The following is a 19,491-nucleotide window of genomic DNA, read 5'->3' as shown; positions in this document are numbered from 1 at the left end:
TTTATTTTGTTTAAACACGTTTTTTGACTACAAAGAGCACTCCAGCTCCGAGAACCAGACTTGTGCCGACTAGGTAAAGAATGGTTGTTCCGATGCCACCTGTGTTTGGCAGAAGAGCACCTTGCTTATTGACCACTTTCAGGGTAATAATACCCGTATTGACATCGGTCTCAAATGTCGCGTTTGCTGAAGTTGCTGTCAGGTTTGTCAAGGCTCCTGTGGAGTCGATTGTTCCTGAAATAGTAAACTCGATATCTTTCATAGCATTGTATCCTGCAGGAACTGTACTTTCAACCAGCTTGTAGTCACCAGAATCAAGCCCCTTAAAATCAAAAGTGGTCTCAGAGCTAGCTTCAAACTTCTTGATTTCAGTGTATTGGTTATTGACCTTCTTATAAAGAGTAAATCCTGCGCCAGCTAAAGCTTGTTGATTTTCCTTTACCTTATTCACTTTCAGCTGGTAGGTGTAAACCTTGGCTTTACTATCAGGTGTTTTTGCTGTAGAATTAGAATTTTTTTCGTTTGGCTCGTTTAAATAAGTCAAATTCACTTTGTTTTCATTACCAGCTACCCCAGTGATAGCCTTATCTCCCAGCGTCACACTGTAACGAATGATAAACTTACTAGAAGCTGTTATTGTCACATCGCTTAATCGATCTAGATAGTAATGAGCAATAGTCAGTTTAGTGCCATCACCTTCATAATTGAGACCAGATTGAAACTTACTTGTAACATCTGTCTCTTCATTGCCGTTTTTTAGAATAATCTGAGCATCGTAATTATAAGTCAACCCTGGCGCCATGATATCATCGACGACCAATTGATAGGAAGAATAGTCAGCATAGTTGCTCGGCAGAGTTGCTGTTAGCTCAAAGTAAACCTTGTCGCCAATGGCATAGTCAGTCGCTGAAGAGTATGTATTGGAGTCACTTGCCTTCACCTTTTTAGTAATGGTTGGAGAACTTGATTTTATGACTACATTAGTATCCTTTGAAACTAGTAACATAAAACGAGTATAGCTTTCTCCTTCTTTACCTGCCAATGAATTATATCTATCTCTAATCAAGTAGTAACCCGGCTCTAAGCCAGAAATAGTTGTTGTTCCGTCTTGACTAGAAACTACCTTAGTAGGTCCGTACGTTAAGTATTGGATGATGTCTTTTGAAAAAGTCTTTGCTTCTTCAGAGTCATTAGCTTTACCACTGAGGCTGGCAGCTTTCGCACTTGCTGTCCCCATGTAGAATTCAATATTCGCCTGATTAACTGCCGAGCCCCACTCGATATTGGTTAAGGTCTTGCTAGCATCTAAAGTCCCTGAAAAAATCTGATAAATATCGTAAGTGTGACCAGCTGTCGTTCCAGTCAGTTGGATGGTGTAGGTCGTTGTATCAGCCGATACGACCGGTAGGCCGGAAAAAGTCAAGACAAAGGCTAAGACCGCCATGACTAGTTGTTTTATTTTTTTCATCATAATCTCCTAATTGAGGAAGAGACTGATTTCCCGTTCAGTTCTTCTGATTTTATCCTATTTTTTATTCACTCTTTTCTTTAACATCCATAAGATTCCTGCACCTAGCACAAGCCCTGTACCGCTCAGGTAAAGGATAGTCATTCCGATTCCACCAGTGTTTGGCAGAAGAGCTCCTTTTTTATTGACAATTTTCGTAGTAAAAATTCCATTTGTCAATTCATAAGTAAAAGTTGCTCTATCTGAAGTTGCTTGAATAGCGGTTCGGGTAATTGGCAATGTCGGATCGTAGGTTGCTCGTAGCCTAAACTCAATATCCTTCATGGCGTTGTAGCCTTTTGGAGTGATCGTTTCTACTAGTTTATAATCTCCTGATCCCAGTCCTTTAAATCCCGAGAAATTACTTCTTTTGTATTCTTGTGTAGATCCAACCTTTACATACTGATCGTTTACTTTTTTATAAAGAGTAAACTCTGCTCCTGGAAGAGCTCCTCCTCTTTCATCCACCTTATAGACATTAAGTTGGTAGGTATGGATCTGAACTTTGCTTTGGGGTGTTGTCCCGATTGATTTTGCCAAAGCCGTATTAGGGTTATTAGAAAAGCTTAGACTAGCCACATTCATATTAGTATTGGCACTGGCATGTGTTGTTGCATATTGATTCAGTTGAGCAGTGTAACGAACCACAATCTTACTAGAAGCATCTATATTTGGTACCTGCCTCAAATTACTAGCAGCTATGGTTAGATTACGGGACGATTCTATAGAAATATTAAAATGGTCGGTTATCAAGCTTTCTTCATCACCACGTTTTAGATAAACTTGCGCATCGTTATTATAAGTCAAACCTGGCATTAAACTATCATTAAAAGATAGCTCATACTCAGAATAATCATCCAAGTTTCTTGGTAGTGTCGCCGTCAGTTGGAATGGAACTGTATCACCGATAGAGTAATCCGTTATAGTCGTTTCCTCTCCCGTTGTACTTGACTTGGTAACCTTGGTAAGACTAGGAACATCAGACTTAATTGCTACTGTCGTATCTCTTGCCACCTGTAGCATAAAGCGAGTGTATGCTTCATTTTTTTTGTATAGGGTATTATTTATTTCCTTAATCAAATAGTAGCCTGGAGCCAAGCCAGAAATAGTCGTTGTTCCATTTTGTCCCGATACTGTTTTTCGTCCACCGCCGGATAGGTACTTGGAAATTTCCTGAGCAAACTCTCTTGCTTCTTGCGAATCATCCCCTTTGCCACTTAAAGAGGCTGCTTTGTCGGCCGCATCTCCAAATCTACTTTTACCAGAATCCCAAATCCCCGGAGCCCATCTGATATTGGTAAGAGTATTGGTGGCTGGATCGAGGTCTCCCAGAAAAATCGGGTGAGCTTCGTAAGTATGGCCCGTTGATGTCCCAGTCAGCTGAATGGTATAAGTCGTGTCTGCTGATACGACCGGTAGGCCGGAAAAAGTCAGGACAAAGACCAAGACCGTCATGACCAGCTGTTTTATCTTTTTCATCATAATCTCCTAATTTTATCTTCACTCAAGCTTGGTCTTCGAGGTATCCCATTCCTCTTCAAAGCTTTCGTGATTTCCTATCTTTTTCTTTATTGAAATTTCTTATATCGTTTATTTCGGACAAACAGCCAAAGCGCTGACCCCACTGTGACGATAGAGCCCCCCGAGAGGTATAAGAGAGTTCCATTCCCGCCTGTTTCTGGAAGGACATACTTTTTTAATGCCGTTGGATTACTGGTCCAATTTGTTTCTAAAGAGAAGAGGTCAGTTGATACCCTAGCTGAGCTTTGAAGAATGTGCCCATCTACATCCTGATCCACTCGGACTTTAAAGGACACTTCTACTGTCTCCTCTGGTTCCAGCCTTCTTCTCCAAGTTAATCTCCTATTAGCAAAGTCATCATATACAGTTGAACCATTGACATAGTCCGTATGTTCAGGTAGTTCATCTGTAATGGTGACATCCAACTCCCTATCGCTGGTATTCTTGTAGATAATTTTATAGGTTAGAACGTCATTGGCCTTGACTTCTTGGTTATCAATATTTTCATTATTTTTATTGAAGACTTCTTTTCTTGGCTTTTCGTATTCTTGAAAATTCCATATTCCAGTGAAAAGTACATCTTGATTTTGAATAGTGTCAGATTCTTTATTATAGTTTTTGAAAACCCAATTTCCTTCTGAAGTACTGACTAGTCTTTTATTCCCTTTTGGAGAATCCGGTGTAACCATCGAACCATTTTCTAGGTCATGTTGATCTTGCGGTAGCAGATTCAAAACTTCTTGAGGAAGAGATTTATCTCGCGTTCCACTTTCAAATTGGTAACTTTTCTTGTAGAGCACATTAGTTGTAACGATTTCTGATGAAACAGGAATATTATCAATTTCTTGTATGACCTTATTTTCAATAGGTGCCCTATTTTGTAAAATGTTATCGTTTGTTTTTGTCTTGTATATAATAGTAAATTCTTTTCCAGCATTGCTACTGATCAGGTGCTTGGCATTGATTGCCACCGATACCTTTTGTCCATCTCTGGCCATTGTATAGTCAGCACCTTGGGTTAATGTCCGACCGTCCAATTGAAGAGTCAAACTCTGAAAATCCAAACGATCGTCCAAAGTCTCAACCATCTGCATTGAAGATAGAGAGCCAATGATGTCCTTACCAGGGGTCGATATAGTAAATTTGGCCGTATAATTTAGAGATTCTCCGACAAGGGCAGGAAGCTTATCCTTTGAAGCCTGCTTCTCTGGTGCCTTTGGCGTCTCTGTATAAAAGCCAAACAAACCGCCGCTGACTGCCGTTGTTGTAAAATCAAATCGAATGGCATTGGTTTCAGAACGAACCGCAAATCCTGAAACATTGTGTTCGTCACTGCCTCCCTGCGTACTCCTTGTAGGGTGCCATGTCGTTTTATTGCCCGCTAGAGTTTCATTAAGGGCATAGGAAGTGTTTTTTACGATTTTATTTAGTGCCGTATCTTTATCATAGATTGAAAAGTTTTCTTCTCGACCGAGTGCATTGTAGACCACATCAATATCGGAGGGCAACATGACCATTTTTAGATCTGTGGGCGTTCCGTCCTGATATCTCAATTCTGCAGTAACATCCGTATCCAGAGCAAAGCTTCCATGCATATCATGAGTAAGAGTCGGATGCGGTGGCCAAATATAGTCCATAATCTGGATGGATTTGCTTCCCCAGTTTTCATCCACTGTCAGAAAGGGAACAAGCGTCTTGTTTGGATTCTGGTAATCTGCATTTCTCTGAACCAGATAAGTGTCTATACTGTGGAAGGTCACATAAACATCAACAGCCTTGCCATTAACAATACCTGCATTGTTAAACCGCAATTGAATGGGGCTATTAAAGGTTTGCTGAGTTTGGTTTTTATCTACTCTTAACGAGAAGACCGTACTTTCTTTCCAGTTTCCATTAGCTGGGATAAAATCCCTTTCGACCGAGGCGCCTTGACTTAGGACCTCCATATTATCCTGAGTCAAGGTAAACTGATAAATATCAAGCGTTGATAGATTCGTGTTTTCAGTAAGCTCCGTAACAGCATATACTGCTGAAGAAGAGAGCACAAAAATAAAAGTCAACCCAAATAGAAATGACTTAACATATTTTTTCATAAGGTATTTCATAATAATTTCCGTTTAGTCTTCAAAAAAACTGCTTATGGATATACTAGCAGTTCTTTACATATTTGTCAAGGTGTCTAAATAAAATTGATCACCTTTTAGACTTGAAATTTCTCTTGATTGTCAACTTTCAATTTAATTAAAATCAATGCTCTTAAGTCAACTGGTTAAAATCCCAAATCTGATCCATCCAGCCTTCATAGAAATCAGGCTCATGGCAGACCATGAGAATGCTACCCTTGTATTCTTTCAGCGCCCGTTTGAGTTCCTCCTTGGCATCGACATCCAGGTGGTTGGTCGGCTCGTCCAGCACCAGAACATTATTTTCTCGGTTCATGAGGAGGCAAAGGCGGACCTTGGCCTGCTCTCCACCTGAAAGGACTTGAATCTGGCTCTCGATATGCTTGGAAGTCAGGCCACATCTGGCCAGAGCTGCTCGGACTTCTGCTTGGTTAAGAGCCGGAAAGGCGTTCCAGACTGCTTCCAGCGGTGTCTGACGATTGCCGCCTTCGACTTCCTGCTCGAAATAACCCAGCTCCAGATAGTCCCCGCGCTCGACTTGACCTTCGATAGGCGGGATAATCCCTAGCAAACTCTTGAGCAAGGTCGTTTTCCCAATCCCATTTGCCCCGATGATAGCCACCTTCTGATTGCGCTCAAAGGTCAGGTTAAGGGGCTGGGTTAGCGGACGGTCGTAACCAATCTGCAAATCCTTGGCTTGGAAGATAAAGCGACCAGGTGTGCGGGCAGGCTTGAAGTCAAAGGTAGGCTTTGGCTTCTCACTTTGTAGCTCAATAATATCCATCTTATCCAGCTTTTTCTGGCGGGACATGGCCATATTACGAGTCGCCACACGGGCTTTATTGCGAGCCACAAAGTCCTTAAGGTCCGCAATTTCTTTCTGCTGGCGCTCATAAGCTGCTTCCAGCTGAGATTTTTTCATCTCATAGACTTCCTGGAACTGATAGTAGTCGCCAGAATAACGAGTCAAGTGCTGATTTTCCACATGGTAGACGATATTAATCACGTCATTTAAGAAAGGAATATCATGCGAGATTAGAACAAAGGCATTTTCATAGTTCTGTAGGTAACGCTTGAGCCAGTCAATGTGCTCAGCATCCAGATAGTTGGTTGGCTCGTCCAAGAGCAGGATATCTGGTTTTTCCAGAAGCAGCTTAGCCAAGAGAACCTTGGTCCGCTGCCCACCAGATAGCTCCGTCACATCGCTTTCCATACCGTAGTCCATGACACCTAGTGCCCGTGCAACTTCGTCAATCTTGGCATCCAGAGTATAGAAATCTCGGCTCTCCAAGCGGTCCTGCAGCTCGCCCACTTCTTCCATCAGGGCATTAACGTCCGCTCCATCCTCAGCCATGCTCATATAGATTTCATTGATACGAGCCTCGGTCTTGAAAAGCTCGTCAAAGGCTGTGCGCAAAACATCACGGACAGATTGGCCTTGCTCCAAAACAGCATGCTGGTCCAGATAGCCAGCTGTCACATACTTGGACCACTCGACCTTGCCTTCATCCGGCAGCATTTTACCCGTCACAATACTCATAAAGGTTGACTTTCCCTCGCCATTGGCACCGACTAGGCCGATATGCTCACCCTTGAGCAGTCGGAAGGATACATCCTCAAAAATAGCCCGGTCTCCGAAACCGTGGCTGAGATTTTTTACTTCTAAGATACTCATTTTTTCTCCTCTATCATTGATTGCAGTTCCTTGATTATACCATCAAAAGGGATTTTTTGGCAAGACAGAAGAAAAGGAAAAGCGAGCCACTTAAGTCTCGCTTGCTTGTTCTCAATTCGTATGATGTGTATGCTTGGTAATCCACTGGGTCAGTTTGATATTCAGCCAAAAGCCATAAATACCAAAGGTAACAATGGTCAGGAGCCACCACTTAATCCAATTTCCAAACAGCTGCATGGCAGTACCATCAAAGTAAAGACGGTGCCCGTCAATAACTGTATGTTTTATCTTCCAATTATACAAAACACACATGCCCCAAGGTGCACAAATTCCCAGTGTAAAAACGGTAATCAAGGTAGCCAAAATCACATGACCGATGTAAGAAAAGAGACCACCATCAAAATAAGACTCTTTGTACATACTTTCTCTCCCTTTAAACCAACTCTTTCAGAAATTGAATCAGGGTTTCTGCCGAGCGTTTACCAGCTTCAAGAATGAATTCATCAAAAGTGACATTAGCATCATGACTAGCTGTGTCGCTCATAGCGCGAATAACCATAAAAGGCAGGCCAATCGAATGTGTGGCTTGAGCAATAGCTGCGCCCTCCATCTCAACAGCCAAAACATCTGGAAAATGCTCCTTAATGCGGTCAATCTTGTCTTGACCAGCAACAAAACTGTCACCTGTCGCAATCAAACCTACTCTGGCCTTTTGATGGGTTTTTTCCAAAATTTTCTTCATTTCAGCAACCAGATAGCGGCTCGCTTCAAAATAAAGCGGCTGCCGTGCCATCTGACCGTAGTCATAGCCAAAGGCAGTTACATCCACATCATGGTAGACCAGACGATCTGCGACCACCACATCGCCGATAGCCAGACCTTCTGCCACTGCTCCAGCTGAGCCTGTGTTAATCACGGCTGTTACCTTGAAGTCATTGACCAAAACAGCTACACTCATAGCGGACATGACCTTGCCAATCCCGCTTTCGACCAACACCACTTCATGATAGCCGATGGAGCCCGTATGATAGACATGGCCCAAACGCAAGTGCTTCTGCGGATTTTCTAAATGCTCCAGCAGAATCTTCAACTCCTCAGGCATGGCTGCGATAATTCCAATTTTCATATAATACCTCAAATCATCTGATGAAAAAGAAGCTTAGACAGGCTAGGCTTCCTTTTAAGTGCAATAGAGCAGGTTTTTAAGGCCACCAAATAATAGCAGCAATCAAACCAATCAGTAGGATAACTACCCAAAGGAGAATCTTATTGAGTTTGGCTTGAAAGAGGCTCCGCTTCTGATTTTCAATCCGACGGCTCTTAGTCACGGTCGGATCTACCTCAATGTGCAGAGTCTCATCCGTAAACTCCTCTTGGTTTTGAGCAGTCTGATAGCCAAAACGACTCTGATTCTGCTGAGACCGAGCTTCTTCATAACCAAAGCGGTTTTGAGGGCTTTGATAGCCAAACTGAGTATCCTGTCGGCTAGACTGCTGCGAGTTAAAGGAGCTTCTGCCAGTTGAAAGAATCTTGGTTTCCTCGTCATCCATGAGAGGTGGCCCCGAAATATCCTCACCGCGGTTGGCCCGCTCAATGATTTCATCTGTTAATAAAGCTTTTCCCATTGATCTACGTTCCTATTTATTCAGATTTTTTGTTCCCAGTACTGAAGGGCCATAATGGTTTTGGCGTCACAGATGTCACCATTTTGCAACAACTGATGTGCCTCCTCCAGACTGACTTCAAAAAGTTCCAATGTTTCATCCTCGTCTTGGGGACGAGGGTTTTCGACCTTTGTTAAATGGCTGGCGCTGTAGAGCTTGATTTTTTCATTACAAAAACCGATGGCAGAGTAGAAATCATAGACCAACTCCAGCTGTCCTGTGTAGCCGGTCTCTTCTTCTAATTCTCGGAGGGCAGCCGCTTGGGGATCTGCATTCTCTCCTAGCTCAAGCTTGCCAGCTGGAATCTCGTAAGAAGTCGCTTCAATGGCCTTGCGGTACTGCTTGACTAAAATCATCTTATTTTCCGAAGTGATAGCAATCACAGCCACCGCCCCATTATGAAAAATCAAATCCCGTTGGGCTTGACCTTTGCCTTCTGGCAGCTCCACCTGGTCCTGAACCACTTTAAAAATCGGTCCCTGATAAATCTCCGTCCGTTGGACGGTTTTTTCTTCAAATTCCATGATTAAACCTACTTATTTTGAGGGTGATGAGGAAGTCGCTTAGCATAATCTTCCTTGTTAATCTGACGGCCACGTCCCAGAGCGATGGCATCTGCTGGTACGTCCTTGGTAATAGTAGAACCCGCACCGACCAGTGAATTGTCACCCAGCTCAACTGGGGCAATAATGGTCGAGTTGGAACCAACAAAGACATTGTCGCCAATGATAGTCTTGTACTTCTTCTGACCATCATAATTAACCGTAATCGTACCCGCACCAAAGTTGACATTAGCGCCGACTTCAGAGTTTCCAATATAGGTCAAATGACCAGCCTTGGTATTTTCTCCAATTGACGATCCTTTAACTTCAACAAAGTTGCCGACATGGACATCCTTAGCCAGACTAGAACCTGGACGAATGTGAGCGTAAGGCCCAACCGTTACTCCATCTGCAACGCTTGACTCCTCAATCATGGAGTTGGTGATAACGGTCCGTTCTCCAATGACAGAGTCCACGATGTAGGTACCATTGGTCAGAATCGTCTCTGCCCCAATCTTAGTGTGACCTTTCAGAGTCACATTCGCTTCAACTTGAACCTCTGGCGCAATTTCTACATCGACATCAATATAGGTCGCATGAGGATTGACAAAGCTGACACCGTTGACCATATGCTGCTGGTTAATCCGGCGGCGCATAACACTCTCAGCTGTAGCCAAAGCTACACGGTCATTAACCCCCAGACTTTCATCAAAGTCTTTCAGCGTATAAGCGCCGACTTTTTCACCATTTTCGCGGAAAATGCCAATCACATCTGTGATATAGTATTCGCCTTGAGCATTGTTGGTATTGATGTTTTTGAGGGCTTCAAAGAGACGGGCATTGTCAAAGACGTAAGTCCCTGTATTGATTTCCTTGATTTGCTGCTCAAAGTCTGAAGCATCCTTTTGCTCAACAATCTTCAAGACTTCGTCGTGCTGATTGCGTACGATACGGCCGTAGCCGAAAGGATTATCTGCTTCTGCTGTCAGGATAGTTGCAACATTCTTGTGGTTGATATGGAAGTCAATCAAGTTTTTCAGGCTTTCTCCTGTAATCAGGGGAGTATCTCCAGCAATAACCAGCGTCTGACCTGTCAGATTTTCCAAAACAGGCTCTGCCATCATAACGGCATGACCCGTTCCTAGCTGCTCAGTCTGACGGACAAAGTCTGTCTGACCTGCTAAGACTTTCTCGACTAGCTCTGCCTTGTGCCCAACAACCGTCACGGTCTTTTCTGGATTAATGGCATTGACACTGCGGAATACATGTTCCAGCATGGAAATCCCTGCAACCTTATGCAGTACCTTGGGTAAATCTGACTTCATGCGAGTACCTTTACCCGCAGCCAAAATAATCGCGTAATTTGTCATCAATTATCTCTTTTCTGTAGGATATCACCTTTATTATATCACTAAAAGGTAATTTTTAAAAATTTAAAATCAAGCCAACCCCATAAAAATCTGCAACAAAAAAACTTTTGCACAAAAAAATCAGCCTTTAAACAGCTGATTTTGCTTCTTTTTCTTTGATTTTCTTTGGAAGATGGACTTTTGCCTTGCCATAGTCCTTGAAGACAGCCCGCTGCTTGAAGTAAATCAATTCTCCATCTAAAGCTGTATCTTCGTCCAAATCCATAGTCATATCAATAGAGCGGATAGTCCGAGTCTTAGTGTCAACCACAAAGGCAACCTGACACTTCTCAATATCGATGGTTGTATCATAATGTTCATCATTATAAGCATAGTAGAAGGCATCGATAAGGTCATAGGCCAAATCACCTTCTGCTGTCACCGAAAACTCATAGCCGCCTTCCACTTTTTTCTTAGTTAGTTCTGACTCATTATCTACCATGACCTGCAGCAAAGCCTTAAAGGAGGACATGCCCGAATAACCATTGATATGTTTCCGTGAGTCGGTGTCATCAATCGTCTCAAAGCCGTCTTTCTCTTCCAAGTACATCCGATCTTCGCTGAAATAATGGGTCAGTTCTTGATCATCATAGGTTTCGTAAAGCTTGGCTAAATAAGGTGAATCTGAAACAGTCAGCTGTTTAACGGTCTCAGCTTTTCTTTTTTTGTAGCCTTCTAGATAGGTCGACTCAGACAGCCGATCCATGTAGAAACTATCATGATCGAATTTTTTCAAGGATGCATCCACTACAGCAGACAGCTTAAAGCGGGATTCAAGAGCTTCTGCGATTCCTCCAGGCTTAAAGTAAGTATAAAGAAAGGTTCCGCCAATCAGTACAAAGCAGACACAGCCGTAAATGATAAAAAAATGGACCTTCTTCAAAATCAATCCTCCTAGAAGCTTACTGTCGTTTTATAGCTTATATTATAAGCTTTTTTCGAGCTATTTTCAATCTTTTTTCAGAAACGGTCTTTGAAGACTCGTAAAAAATTAGTTTCTTTGGCCTTATGGATTTATATAGATTACAGGCTTTAATCACTTTCTGTCTTTCCATTAAGATTTTCTTCTTTATCGGCCAATTGTTCCATCCAGATTAGTTCTTTAAATCCTTTGTCAGAAGTTGACTGACAATCCCTTGGTCCCGATAAACCGCATTTACAAGTACATAGTCGATATATCCTGTAGCGGAAAAAATGCTAATTGGTTTTTCAAACTCTCAAAGTCATTGCCAAATGTATCAACAAGGCAAGTATCCACTACTTTTCGAATACTTAGTATCTCAGCCCTCTTTCTCATTTTCAGCCAACTGCTGGCGAAGCTTGGTAAACCAGTCTAACTGAAAGCGGGCAGAATCCAGCCCAAATTCGAGCGTCTTTATTTCAAAATAGCCAATCTGGGAAATACTTTCAGCTAAATCAGCCGCCTGACTGGTCTCTATCAGCTCTGTAGCCAGATGGCTGTTCTGCTCTAGATAGGCCTTTACTTTTTCCTGCTCCTCCGTAAAACGAATCGCGTCTTTGACAGCTTCAAACTCTTGGACTTCAACTTCCAGTCCCTCAATGGTCAAATCCAGCATCTGAAGCTGCTCTTTCTTAGGTAGATAACCCATAAAGAGGAATTTCCCCAAGTCCATGTTCTTGTTCTTGCTCATGTCGATAGGCGTTTTAAGCCACTCCAAAAACAAGATTCGTCCAGAAGCAGTAATGGCATATTCCTTTTTCATTTTTCCTTTTTCTACGTACTCCGAATAAGTCACTGCTCCTTGCTGGGACAGTTTTTTTAAGGCTGCTTGGATACTTCCCAGACTATCGCTGCACATAGAGCTGAAATTTTGCCGCATCACCTGACGAATTTCATAAACTGTAAAATGCTTTATCATGAGTAAGCCTAAAATTAATTTATCCATTTCTCCTCCAAATCACGATTTTTATATACCTAACAGTAACACTTTTGTTTCGATTTATCAAGGGCAAACAAAAAGCCTATTCAAAAATAGACTTAAGCTTGATCCAGCGGATAGACCTTGCGAAATTCTTCTAGGACGACACCCGTTTCTTGGGAAAATTCCAAACCGGCTTCCGCCAGACACTCCGTGAAAAATTCCTGATGGACTTGTTGCCAGTAGGCCAAGGATTTGTCTCCTTCTCCTTCCTTAAAGGCGTGTTCGGCTGAAACCTCATTAAAAGGCAGCACAGAGACTTTGGTGATTTCGATGATACAGACGGCTCTATTCCGGCTGTCTAGTATGATATCGAAAGTTCCTACTTGAGGTAGAGGCTCATTTTCAAACTTATAGAGCTCATAGACCGAAGCCGTCGCTGTCTTTTCACCACGAAGCACCAAATCAGCCAGTTGGTCTGCTTGGACACCGAAGGCCCAGGCATCAATCTCGTCACCAATCGCCGGATTGATTTTCTTGTATGCTTGCCACATTTCTTTTGGGGTCATCATTTCTCCTGTCTTTCTAAAATGATAATTATTGTTTATAAACATCTTCCTACAAAACTGTATCTTTATCAAAATCCATAAAGTCATCATGATCATAATAGTAAAGCAGAGCCTGTAAACACTCTTGGTCAGTTGCTTCTGCTTTCTGCTCCATAACTGACAAGAGAACATCCGCAAAATCTTCACCGTAATAAATCAACTCCAGCTCCTGCTCCCTTACTTGTCTTTGGACTCATTGAAGATACCATTTCTTATGTAAATCCTATTTTTCAAACTGTTTTTAAGACCTTCTTGAAAAACAAGGATAAGATCCTGAACGCACTGGAACTGCCCTACTCAAACACAAAACTAGAAGCTACTAACAACCTCATCAAAGTCATCAAGCGAAACGCTTTCGGATTTCGGAACTTTGACAATTTTAAAACTAGAATCCTCATCGCTTTGAACATCAAAAAGGAGAGGACTGATTTACTCCTCTCCAGATTATAACTTCTCATCAACCCACTACAGTTGACAAAGAGCCCAAAAATCAAACATTTCCCACACTTTCTGAAATCATTTCATCCCCTTACATAGAAAGCAGACACCATTTTATAGCCTCTAGGCATTTCGAGACTTGCTTCCGTAACAAACCTTTGGTAAAATGTTAGCAACACAAGTCTAAAGGAGGCGCTTATGACTCAAAAAACGATCCGTCGCTGGGCTCCCTGGTCTATTTTAGGAAGCTGGCTGATTTATGTTGCAGATATATTGATTGCTATCTCTGACGGTTTTGGAAAGGGATTTTGGCAGCACATGCCTGATTTAGCAGCTTGGAAAGTTGATTTTGCAGGCTATGCCTTACTTCTTTTCCCGCTTTTAGGAATGGGCGTCTATATCCTCTCTATCGGGCTGAGACAAAAATGGCTAGGAATAGTAGGAGCTTGGATTCTCATGACTGTCTGTGTTTTCCTCCACACCAGCTATTTCTATTTTGCCGCCACTTCGCGGCTGTATGCCCATAATCCCTCTGCCGATATTGCAAAATTACTAGAAAGCTTTTCAATAGTGAAAAATAACTTTCTGCTTATTTATTTCGTACTTATGGCTGTACTTCTCCTATTTATTGTTATCCTCGTTTTGAGTAAGAAAACGGCTTACCCGCGCTGGTTTGCCCTAACAACTCCCTTAACAGGAATTCTCCTTAGTCGGCTACTCAGCGCTATTGCACCAGCCCTTCGCGAAATGCTTTCTCCTATTCTCATTCCCGCCTTTTGGTTTGCTTTAATGATAACAATAGCCATGATTTTTGCCCTAAAGGACAAAAACTTTACCAACAAGGAAGCAAGTAGCTATCTTGAAAATTCAGTTCTCCATTTTCCTTAGCGTACAAATAGAAATCATCATCTAGCTCTTCTGATTTCACAGCCTCAATGATATATTTTAAGAAATAGGTTTGGTTTTTTCTTCATTGGTCAAAAGTCCCTTTCCATTCATAAGCCGGATAAGCTCCTAGGCACTGATAGCCCAAGCTTTCTGCGACCTTCTTGGAGGCTTCATTGTGCGCATCCCAGAGAGGAAAGATAAAATTTCCTAGTTGGTAAAAGCGGGATATCTCGGGAGCGTTCATAAAGAACTGCTCTAGACCAGCAGATAAGCTATAGTGAATCATGTTTTTGGTCCAGGTTTGGAAAAGGTTCTTAGCTTTCTCATTGTTCGCATTCTTCATTCACTTACTTCAAACTCCAGCCGCCGTCGATTTTGATAATCTCGCCCTGCATAGCAGCTGCCTTACCACTGGCTAGAAAGAGGCTGATGTCTGCCACTTCCTGAGGATCTAACCAGCGCTTGATCGGCGTTTCCTCAGCAACCCAGTCTGCCAGTCCGCCTGGCTCAAAATCTGTGGCATTCATAGCTGTCTTGACAGCGCCTGGCGCTAGGCCAAACACTTGGATATTTTTATCCGCATAGTCTAAGGCTATCTGCTTGGTCAGGCCAGCCAGAGCATGCTTAGAGGCTGTATAGGCAGCACCGCCGCCGCCAGCCAGAAAGCTAGCAATCGAGCACATGTTAATGATGATACCAGACTTTTTCTCCAACATTTTCTGTAGGTAAAAGCGGGTGATTTTCATGGTAGCGGTCAGATTGAGCGCAAAAATATGGTCCCAGTCCTCGTCGCTGGTCTCGTGCAGGGGACGATAATCGTCCAAGATACCTGCTGTATTGCAGAGAATATCCACCTCAGGTAAGCTAGTAAAGAGCGGTGTCAAATCCCCTGTCAAATCCATCTTGACAAAACGAAGCTCATTGAGAAAGCCAGGATTTTCATCCTTGTCCACCCCGTAGACGCGGTACCCATTTTCCAAAAAGGTCAGAGCCTGAGCTCGGCCGATGCCAGAGCTAGCTCCCGTCACCAGTACCGTCTTAGTCATCTACTTCCACCCAATCTGTCGCGAGGACATCACAAGGAGTCGGACTCCACATGGAGAAGCCCTCTCCTTCGCCTGAAACATTGATCAGGAAATAAGGTGTCACTTCAAGAGCCACCCCATTCTGCTCAATCGTATCAAAGAGCTGGACGTAGTTTTCCGCTCCGCCCCAGCCTGTGCGCACATATTTTTTCTTGGCCTTAAGGCCTGGTAAAATTTCTTCAAATGTCATGGTTTTCTCCTTTTGTTTATTGATATTCATTTATAAATTCCCTACTAGCCTTCAGCAGTCATAAGTATATTGGACGACTTTTGCTTGACTGTCAACAGGTTTATCTGCTACTTTGCAACAAAGTCTAAAATTAGACCTTCTTCTCCATCTCCACAAAGAGATGAATATCGCCATTGCTTTCCTGCGGAATGCGCCTCACCACTTCAAAGCCCATGTTGAGATAAAGCTGCTGGGCTCGGTGATTGAAGTCAGCAACGGATAGCTTTAGGGTTTGTGGTGCAAAAATTTCCATGATAAAGTCCAGAATTTCCTGCAAGAATGTAGCACCCTGACCTTTTCCGCAATGCTCCGGCTTCATCCCTAAACCAAGCTCTAAACTTCGCTCTCCTTTCTGCTCCAAGCAGAAAAATCCATAGAGTTCCCCTTCACTCAGTACTTGATAATAACGGTCCCCACGCGCTTCAGGGGAAACCATTTCTTCATAATCCTCCAAGTCATTTTTCATGTCATAAAAGTCATAAGGCGCCTCATAATGCCAAGCATTAGCAATTTCCAAAGCATGTTGCTGGTTTAGTGGTTCAATCATCATCTACTCCTCCTTTCTCTAAAATTCCCAATAAAAGCGTTTTTGGTCTGCTTTTTCGCTGCAGCCAAGACTGCGATAAAATTCATGGGCTGATGAACGTGAAATACCTGAATTAATCCGAACCCCTGTGTAGCCTGCGGCTTTTGCCTCTTCACGCAAAGCTTGCATCAGCGCTCTGCCATGTCCCTGCCCTTGAGAATCCTGAGCGACGGCCAAAGCCAAGAGATTGAGCATGGACGGGAAATAGAGACAGTCGTAGCTAGCCGCATGAGCGTAGCCTATGACCTGTCCGCCTTCTTCAGCAACCAAAATCAAATGCTGGTCATTCTCTAGCAGCCTCTTCAGTTGAGCCTCCGTCGCTTCCCTATCAAAGTCATAGCCCAGACACTCAGCATTAAGTCGCTGAATAGCTGCGGCGTCACTTAGTTTTACTTTACGAATCATTTGTCACCTCGTTCTTCTCTTTATTATAGCAGAAAAGCAGTCTCTTTGACTGCTTTCAATGAACTATTCTCCTATCTGTCCCTTCAACCAAGACTCCGCCTCTTCTAAAGGCTGGTCTGTTAGGACATCGGGCTGAATTGCCTCATTCTCATAAAGCTTGCCCGTGCGATCTAGGATACTCGAGGTAGTCAAGAGCAAAACCGCTCCATCATACAGTTGATAATAATTATTTCCCGTAGTATAGCTTGCCGTTGGCTGACCAAATATTTTAACGTTTTCCAGTCCCTTAAAAGCTAAAACAGTCATTTCTCCTGAACTTCCTGTACGTTCATTGGTAAGGACGGCTATTGGCACTTTTTTTGCTTTCTCATCAGTCTGCTCCAGACCAATCTGCTTCAGAATATCTAATCGAGAAACCGCGCTCTTGCTTCCATTTTTTTCAACGAATTGGAAGAGGTCTTCATCAGGCAAAAGAGAGGACAGTCCAGCAATCATTGGATACATATTCCCGCCGGTATTATCTCTCAAATCCACTACAACCGCCTGGTAATCATCCTTTTTAAGAGCCGCTGAAAGTTTCTCAGCATAAGCCTTCGCTGCCTGTGCATCACCAGTGAAAGCAGGAACTTTTAAATAGAGAATACCTTCCCGATTCTGCACTTCAGGCTGGTTTTTGCTTTCTGGACTATTTTCGGGATTATCCTGTGGACTTAAAAAATAAGAATGCTTTCCGCCAGCCTCTTTGGTTAATTTTTCCAAGACAGGATAGGTGTCTTGATAAGTCTTGGCTGATTCAAGCTTCTCTAAGGCTTTCTTCTTCTCATTTTCCCAATCTTTATCCGTATAAAGACCGAAATCAAGCTTTTTCACAACCGAGCGGGCGTAGTCCTGCGGACTAGGTGGAAAAAGAAAAATTCCATAGTCTGGACCAAAGTAGGCCAGAAAACCTATTAAAAGAGCAAGCAAAACCAGTACTGTCCCCAAGCAACCTAAAAGGACTTTTTTCATAATTGCACAACCTTTCTTTTGAGGATTTCTGAGCTAATTATAGCAAAATAGAGACACGTTTTCCATGTCTCTACCTTACATTTATCATCGTCAATCTTACATTCTTGTAAGATTATTTTATTTTAATCTACAAATGCTTATTTCCATCTCTCACTCTTGGAGAATGCAATCATCAAACCAGACCCAGCCAGAACTGCCAGAATAACAAGACAGATATTTTTCAGTGGATAGAGCCAGTCTTTATTTTTCTCATGCCAAGTTGTCTTCCAAAGTCGAACATACTCAGCATGCATATCTTCAGGCTGGTTCAGTTGGATATTGATCACAATCGCTAGTAAGATCAGGGCAAGCAAAGCAAGGGCAAAGAGCCAGATTTTCTTCTTTTGGCTTAGGTTAAGGTTCTTCATTCTTTTCTACTTTTACTTTCTTTTTAATAGCAATACTCTATCCCTACTCCTCTTTTACAGCGATTTCAGAGTTTCGATAGCCATAGAAGGCATAGATAAGACTTCCCAGCGCTAGGGCAATGCCAAAGGCCTGCCAGGTTTCCTTGGTGTACTGAGTCATGAAGGACAGGCAGATAATAATGGATAAAATCGGTGTCAGAGGGACTAAAGGCGTTTTGAATTCTCCAACTTTCGGCATCCCTTTGTCTTTGCGTAATTTCAAAACAGCCAGTGCCAATAAAATCAGATAGGCCAAGGTGCAGATATTGAGGAAAGAGGCGATGCTAGCCAAGGGGAAGATACCAGCACAAACAGCTGAGGCAATCCCTACTAAAATCGTTGCATTCTTTGGCACCCGACTGGTCTCTGTCAATTTTTTGAAAGAGCGAGGCAAGAGACCATCACGCGCAATACTGTAAATCATCCGCGACAGGGCGTAGGTCATGGAAATGCAGACAGTAATCAGAGTCAAAATAGCGACGACAGAGATATAGTTAGCCGCCCAGCCAAGTCCGACACTGCGCAAGGCAAAGGCCACCGCATCTGAGACATCCAGCTTGCTATAGTGGACAACCCCAGTCAAGACCAAGGTCACCAAAATATAGAGAATGGTCACGATGCTCAAGGATAAGACGATCCCACGCGGAACGTTCTTTTGGGGCTCTTTGATTTCATCTACCGCCATGGAAATGGACTCAAAGCCTAGAAAAGCAAAGAACATGAGTGAAGCCCCAGCCATGATGCCGACCTTGCCGCCATAAATTTCTCCAAAACCAAAAGGTGCAAAGTTAGACCAATTTTCTGGCTTGATGAAGAAAAATCCTGCAATGATAAAGAGTGCCAAGGCTGAGAATTTCAAGACTACCAAGGCTGAGTTGAAGCGCAGGGCTGCCTTGGAGTTCAAAAGGACAACTCCCGTAACAAAGGCCAAGACCAGAATAGGCAGCAAGTCCACATAAGTACCTGCTTTTGGATTGAAGGTGCCATTCAGGGCTGCCGGTAGCTGGATACCAAAGCCGCTCAGCAATCCCTTCAGATAAGATCCCCAGCCAGAGGCAACACCTGAGATAGCGGTCATGAACTCCATGATGGTCAGCCAGCCAGCCAGCCAAGCAGGAAATTCTCCTAGAACCGCATAAATATAACTGTAGGCTCCACCATTGGCCGGAATCCTTGAGGCAAACTCAGCGTAAAAAAGTGCCGAAATACTCACACAAAGCGCTGAAATGACAATCGAAACGGTCAGAGCTGGCCCAGCATATTTGGCTGCCCCGGTCCCTGTGATGGTGAAAATCCCAGTTCCTACCATGGCTCCAATACCAAGCAAAATCAAATCAGGAATTTTCAAATGACGGCGCATGCCCGTTCTGTCCTTACTAGCATCTTTTTTTCTAAATATATTCATCTATTTTTATTCTCCTAATTGCATTAACGTCCTATTTTATCATATTTCCACGCTTTTAGGAATCTTTCTCAG

General features: G+C 43.0%; 20 protein-coding genes and 3 pseudogenes. 2 read left to right on the top strand and 21 right to left on the bottom strand.

Going from position 1 to position 19,491, the window contains the following annotated elements; genetic code table 11:
* Positions 1-10 precede the first annotated feature (10 nt).
* From O3621_RS00660 to O3621_RS00600, 13 genes are all read right to left on the bottom strand, one after another.
* Positions 11-1,468, bottom strand: coding sequence for an isopeptide-forming domain-containing fimbrial protein (locus O3621_RS00660; protein ID WP_314450363.1), 1,458 nt, complete (start codon positions 1,466-1,468; stop codon positions 11-13).
* A 57-nt stretch (positions 1,469-1,525) separates the two neighbouring features.
* Positions 1,526-2,986, bottom strand: a complete 1,461-nt coding sequence (locus O3621_RS00655; protein WP_314450364.1) for an isopeptide-forming domain-containing fimbrial protein — start codon at positions 2,984-2,986, stop codon at positions 1,526-1,528.
* A gap of 89 nt (positions 2,987-3,075) precedes the next feature.
* Complete coding sequence (locus O3621_RS00650) at positions 3,076-5,121, bottom strand: Sgo0707 family adhesin (protein WP_314450365.1); 2,046 nt, start codon at positions 5,119-5,121, stop codon at positions 3,076-3,078.
* A gap of 163 nt (positions 5,122-5,284) precedes the next feature.
* Entirely contained in the window at positions 5,285-6,826 is a 1,542-nt protein-coding gene (locus tag O3621_RS00645) for an ABC-F family ATP-binding cassette domain-containing protein (RefSeq protein ID WP_371513267.1), read from the bottom strand.
* A gap of 111 nt (positions 6,827-6,937) precedes the next feature.
* On the bottom strand, positions 6,938-7,246 hold the full coding sequence (locus O3621_RS00640) for a DUF898 family protein (protein ID WP_314450199.1): 309 nt from the start codon (positions 7,244-7,246) through the stop codon (positions 6,938-6,940).
* Positions 7,247-7,259: 13 nt separating this feature from the next.
* The gene (locus O3621_RS00635) at positions 7,260-7,952 is read right to left on the bottom strand and encodes a 5'-methylthioadenosine/adenosylhomocysteine nucleosidase (protein WP_002914682.1); all 693 of its coding nucleotides are present in this window, start codon (positions 7,950-7,952) and stop codon (positions 7,260-7,262) included.
* Positions 7,953-8,028: 76 nt separating this feature from the next.
* The gene (macP, locus tag O3621_RS00630; RefSeq protein ID WP_002894824.1) at positions 8,029-8,451 is read right to left on the bottom strand and encodes a cell wall synthase accessory phosphoprotein MacP; all 423 of its coding nucleotides are present in this window, start codon (positions 8,449-8,451) and stop codon (positions 8,029-8,031) included.
* Positions 8,452-8,471: 20 nt separating this feature from the next.
* Positions 8,472-9,014, bottom strand: a complete 543-nt coding sequence (locus O3621_RS00625) for an NUDIX hydrolase (RefSeq protein ID WP_314450202.1) — start codon at positions 9,012-9,014, stop codon at positions 8,472-8,474.
* Positions 9,015-9,022: 8 nt separating this feature from the next.
* Positions 9,023-10,402 (bottom strand): bifunctional UDP-N-acetylglucosamine diphosphorylase/glucosamine-1-phosphate N-acetyltransferase GlmU, encoded by a 1,380-nt coding sequence (glmU, locus tag O3621_RS00620; protein ID WP_314450204.1) that lies wholly within the window; start codon positions 10,400-10,402, stop codon positions 9,023-9,025.
* A 127-nt stretch (positions 10,403-10,529) separates the two neighbouring features.
* Positions 10,530-11,324, bottom strand: a complete 795-nt coding sequence (locus O3621_RS00615) for a hypothetical protein (RefSeq protein ID WP_125336726.1) — start codon at positions 11,322-11,324, stop codon at positions 10,530-10,532.
* A 397-nt stretch (positions 11,325-11,721) separates the two neighbouring features.
* Positions 11,722-12,348 carry a PadR family transcriptional regulator gene (locus O3621_RS00610; RefSeq protein ID WP_314450207.1) on the bottom strand — a complete coding sequence of 209 codons (627 nt, stop codon included), beginning with the start codon at positions 12,346-12,348 and terminating at the stop codon, positions 11,722-11,724.
* A 92-nt stretch (positions 12,349-12,440) separates the two neighbouring features.
* Positions 12,441-12,890, bottom strand: a complete 450-nt coding sequence (locus O3621_RS00605) for an ASCH domain-containing protein (RefSeq protein WP_314450209.1) — start codon at positions 12,888-12,890, stop codon at positions 12,441-12,443.
* Between the two features lie 49 nt (positions 12,891-12,939).
* Positions 12,940-13,089: a hypothetical protein gene (locus tag O3621_RS00600; RefSeq protein WP_173361594.1), complete on the bottom strand. Its 150-nt coding sequence runs from the start codon at positions 13,087-13,089 to the stop codon at positions 12,940-12,942.
* Positions 13,090-13,115: 26 nt separating this feature from the next.
* On the opposite strand from O3621_RS00600, the pseudogene O3621_RS00595 reads away from it, so the two are divergent.
* Positions 13,116-13,379 (top strand): annotated as a pseudogene (locus tag O3621_RS00595) (transposase); the annotation flags it as partial.
* 186 nt (positions 13,380-13,565) lie between these two features.
* Positions 13,566-14,147 (top strand): annotated as a pseudogene (locus tag O3621_RS00590) (DUF6796 family protein); the annotation flags it as partial.
* A 190-nt stretch (positions 14,148-14,337) separates the two neighbouring features.
* Here the strand turns inward: O3621_RS00590 and O3621_RS00585 are convergent.
* The 8 genes and pseudogenes from O3621_RS00585 to O3621_RS00550 all read right to left on the bottom strand — a co-directional run.
* A pseudogene (locus tag O3621_RS00585) lies at positions 14,338-14,454 on the bottom strand (GNAT family N-acetyltransferase); the annotation flags it as partial.
* Between the two features lie 148 nt (positions 14,455-14,602).
* Positions 14,603-15,301 carry a 3-oxoacyl-ACP reductase gene (locus tag O3621_RS00580; RefSeq protein WP_314450215.1) on the bottom strand — a complete coding sequence of 233 codons (699 nt, stop codon included), beginning with the start codon at positions 15,299-15,301 and terminating at the stop codon, positions 14,603-14,605.
* Positions 15,294-15,530 (bottom strand): DUF2829 domain-containing protein, encoded by a 237-nt coding sequence (locus O3621_RS00575; RefSeq protein ID WP_002899859.1) that lies wholly within the window; start codon positions 15,528-15,530, stop codon positions 15,294-15,296. Before O3621_RS00575 ends, O3621_RS00580 begins: the two co-directional genes overlap by 8 nt.
* A gap of 130 nt (positions 15,531-15,660) precedes the next feature.
* Positions 15,661-16,119 (bottom strand): GNAT family N-acetyltransferase, encoded by a 459-nt coding sequence (locus tag O3621_RS00570; protein WP_314450216.1) that lies wholly within the window; start codon positions 16,117-16,119, stop codon positions 15,661-15,663.
* Between the two features lie 15 nt (positions 16,120-16,134).
* Positions 16,135-16,560, bottom strand: coding sequence for a GNAT family N-acetyltransferase (locus tag O3621_RS00565; RefSeq protein WP_314450217.1), 426 nt, complete (start codon positions 16,558-16,560; stop codon positions 16,135-16,137).
* A gap of 63 nt (positions 16,561-16,623) precedes the next feature.
* A complete protein-coding gene (locus O3621_RS00560) occupies positions 16,624-17,568 on the bottom strand; it encodes a S41 family peptidase (RefSeq protein ID WP_371513261.1) in 945 nt (314 codons plus the stop codon).
* Between the two features lie 137 nt (positions 17,569-17,705).
* Complete coding sequence (locus O3621_RS00555) at positions 17,706-17,975, bottom strand: hypothetical protein (RefSeq protein WP_125336716.1); 270 nt, start codon at positions 17,973-17,975, stop codon at positions 17,706-17,708.
* 43 nt (positions 17,976-18,018) lie between these two features.
* Positions 18,019-19,419, bottom strand: coding sequence for an amino acid permease (locus O3621_RS00550; RefSeq protein WP_371513259.1), 1,401 nt, complete (start codon positions 19,417-19,419; stop codon positions 18,019-18,021).
* Positions 19,420-19,491: the final 72 nt, after the last annotated feature.

The sequence above is a fragment of the Streptococcus sp. 20925_1_22 genome, from assembly GCF_041431685.1.
In the GTDB taxonomy this organism is placed as follows: Bacteria; Bacillota; Bacilli; order Lactobacillales; family Streptococcaceae; genus Streptococcus.
The sequence above is the reverse complement of the archived record's forward strand: the minus strand, read 5'-3'. Positions and strand labels throughout refer to the sequence as shown.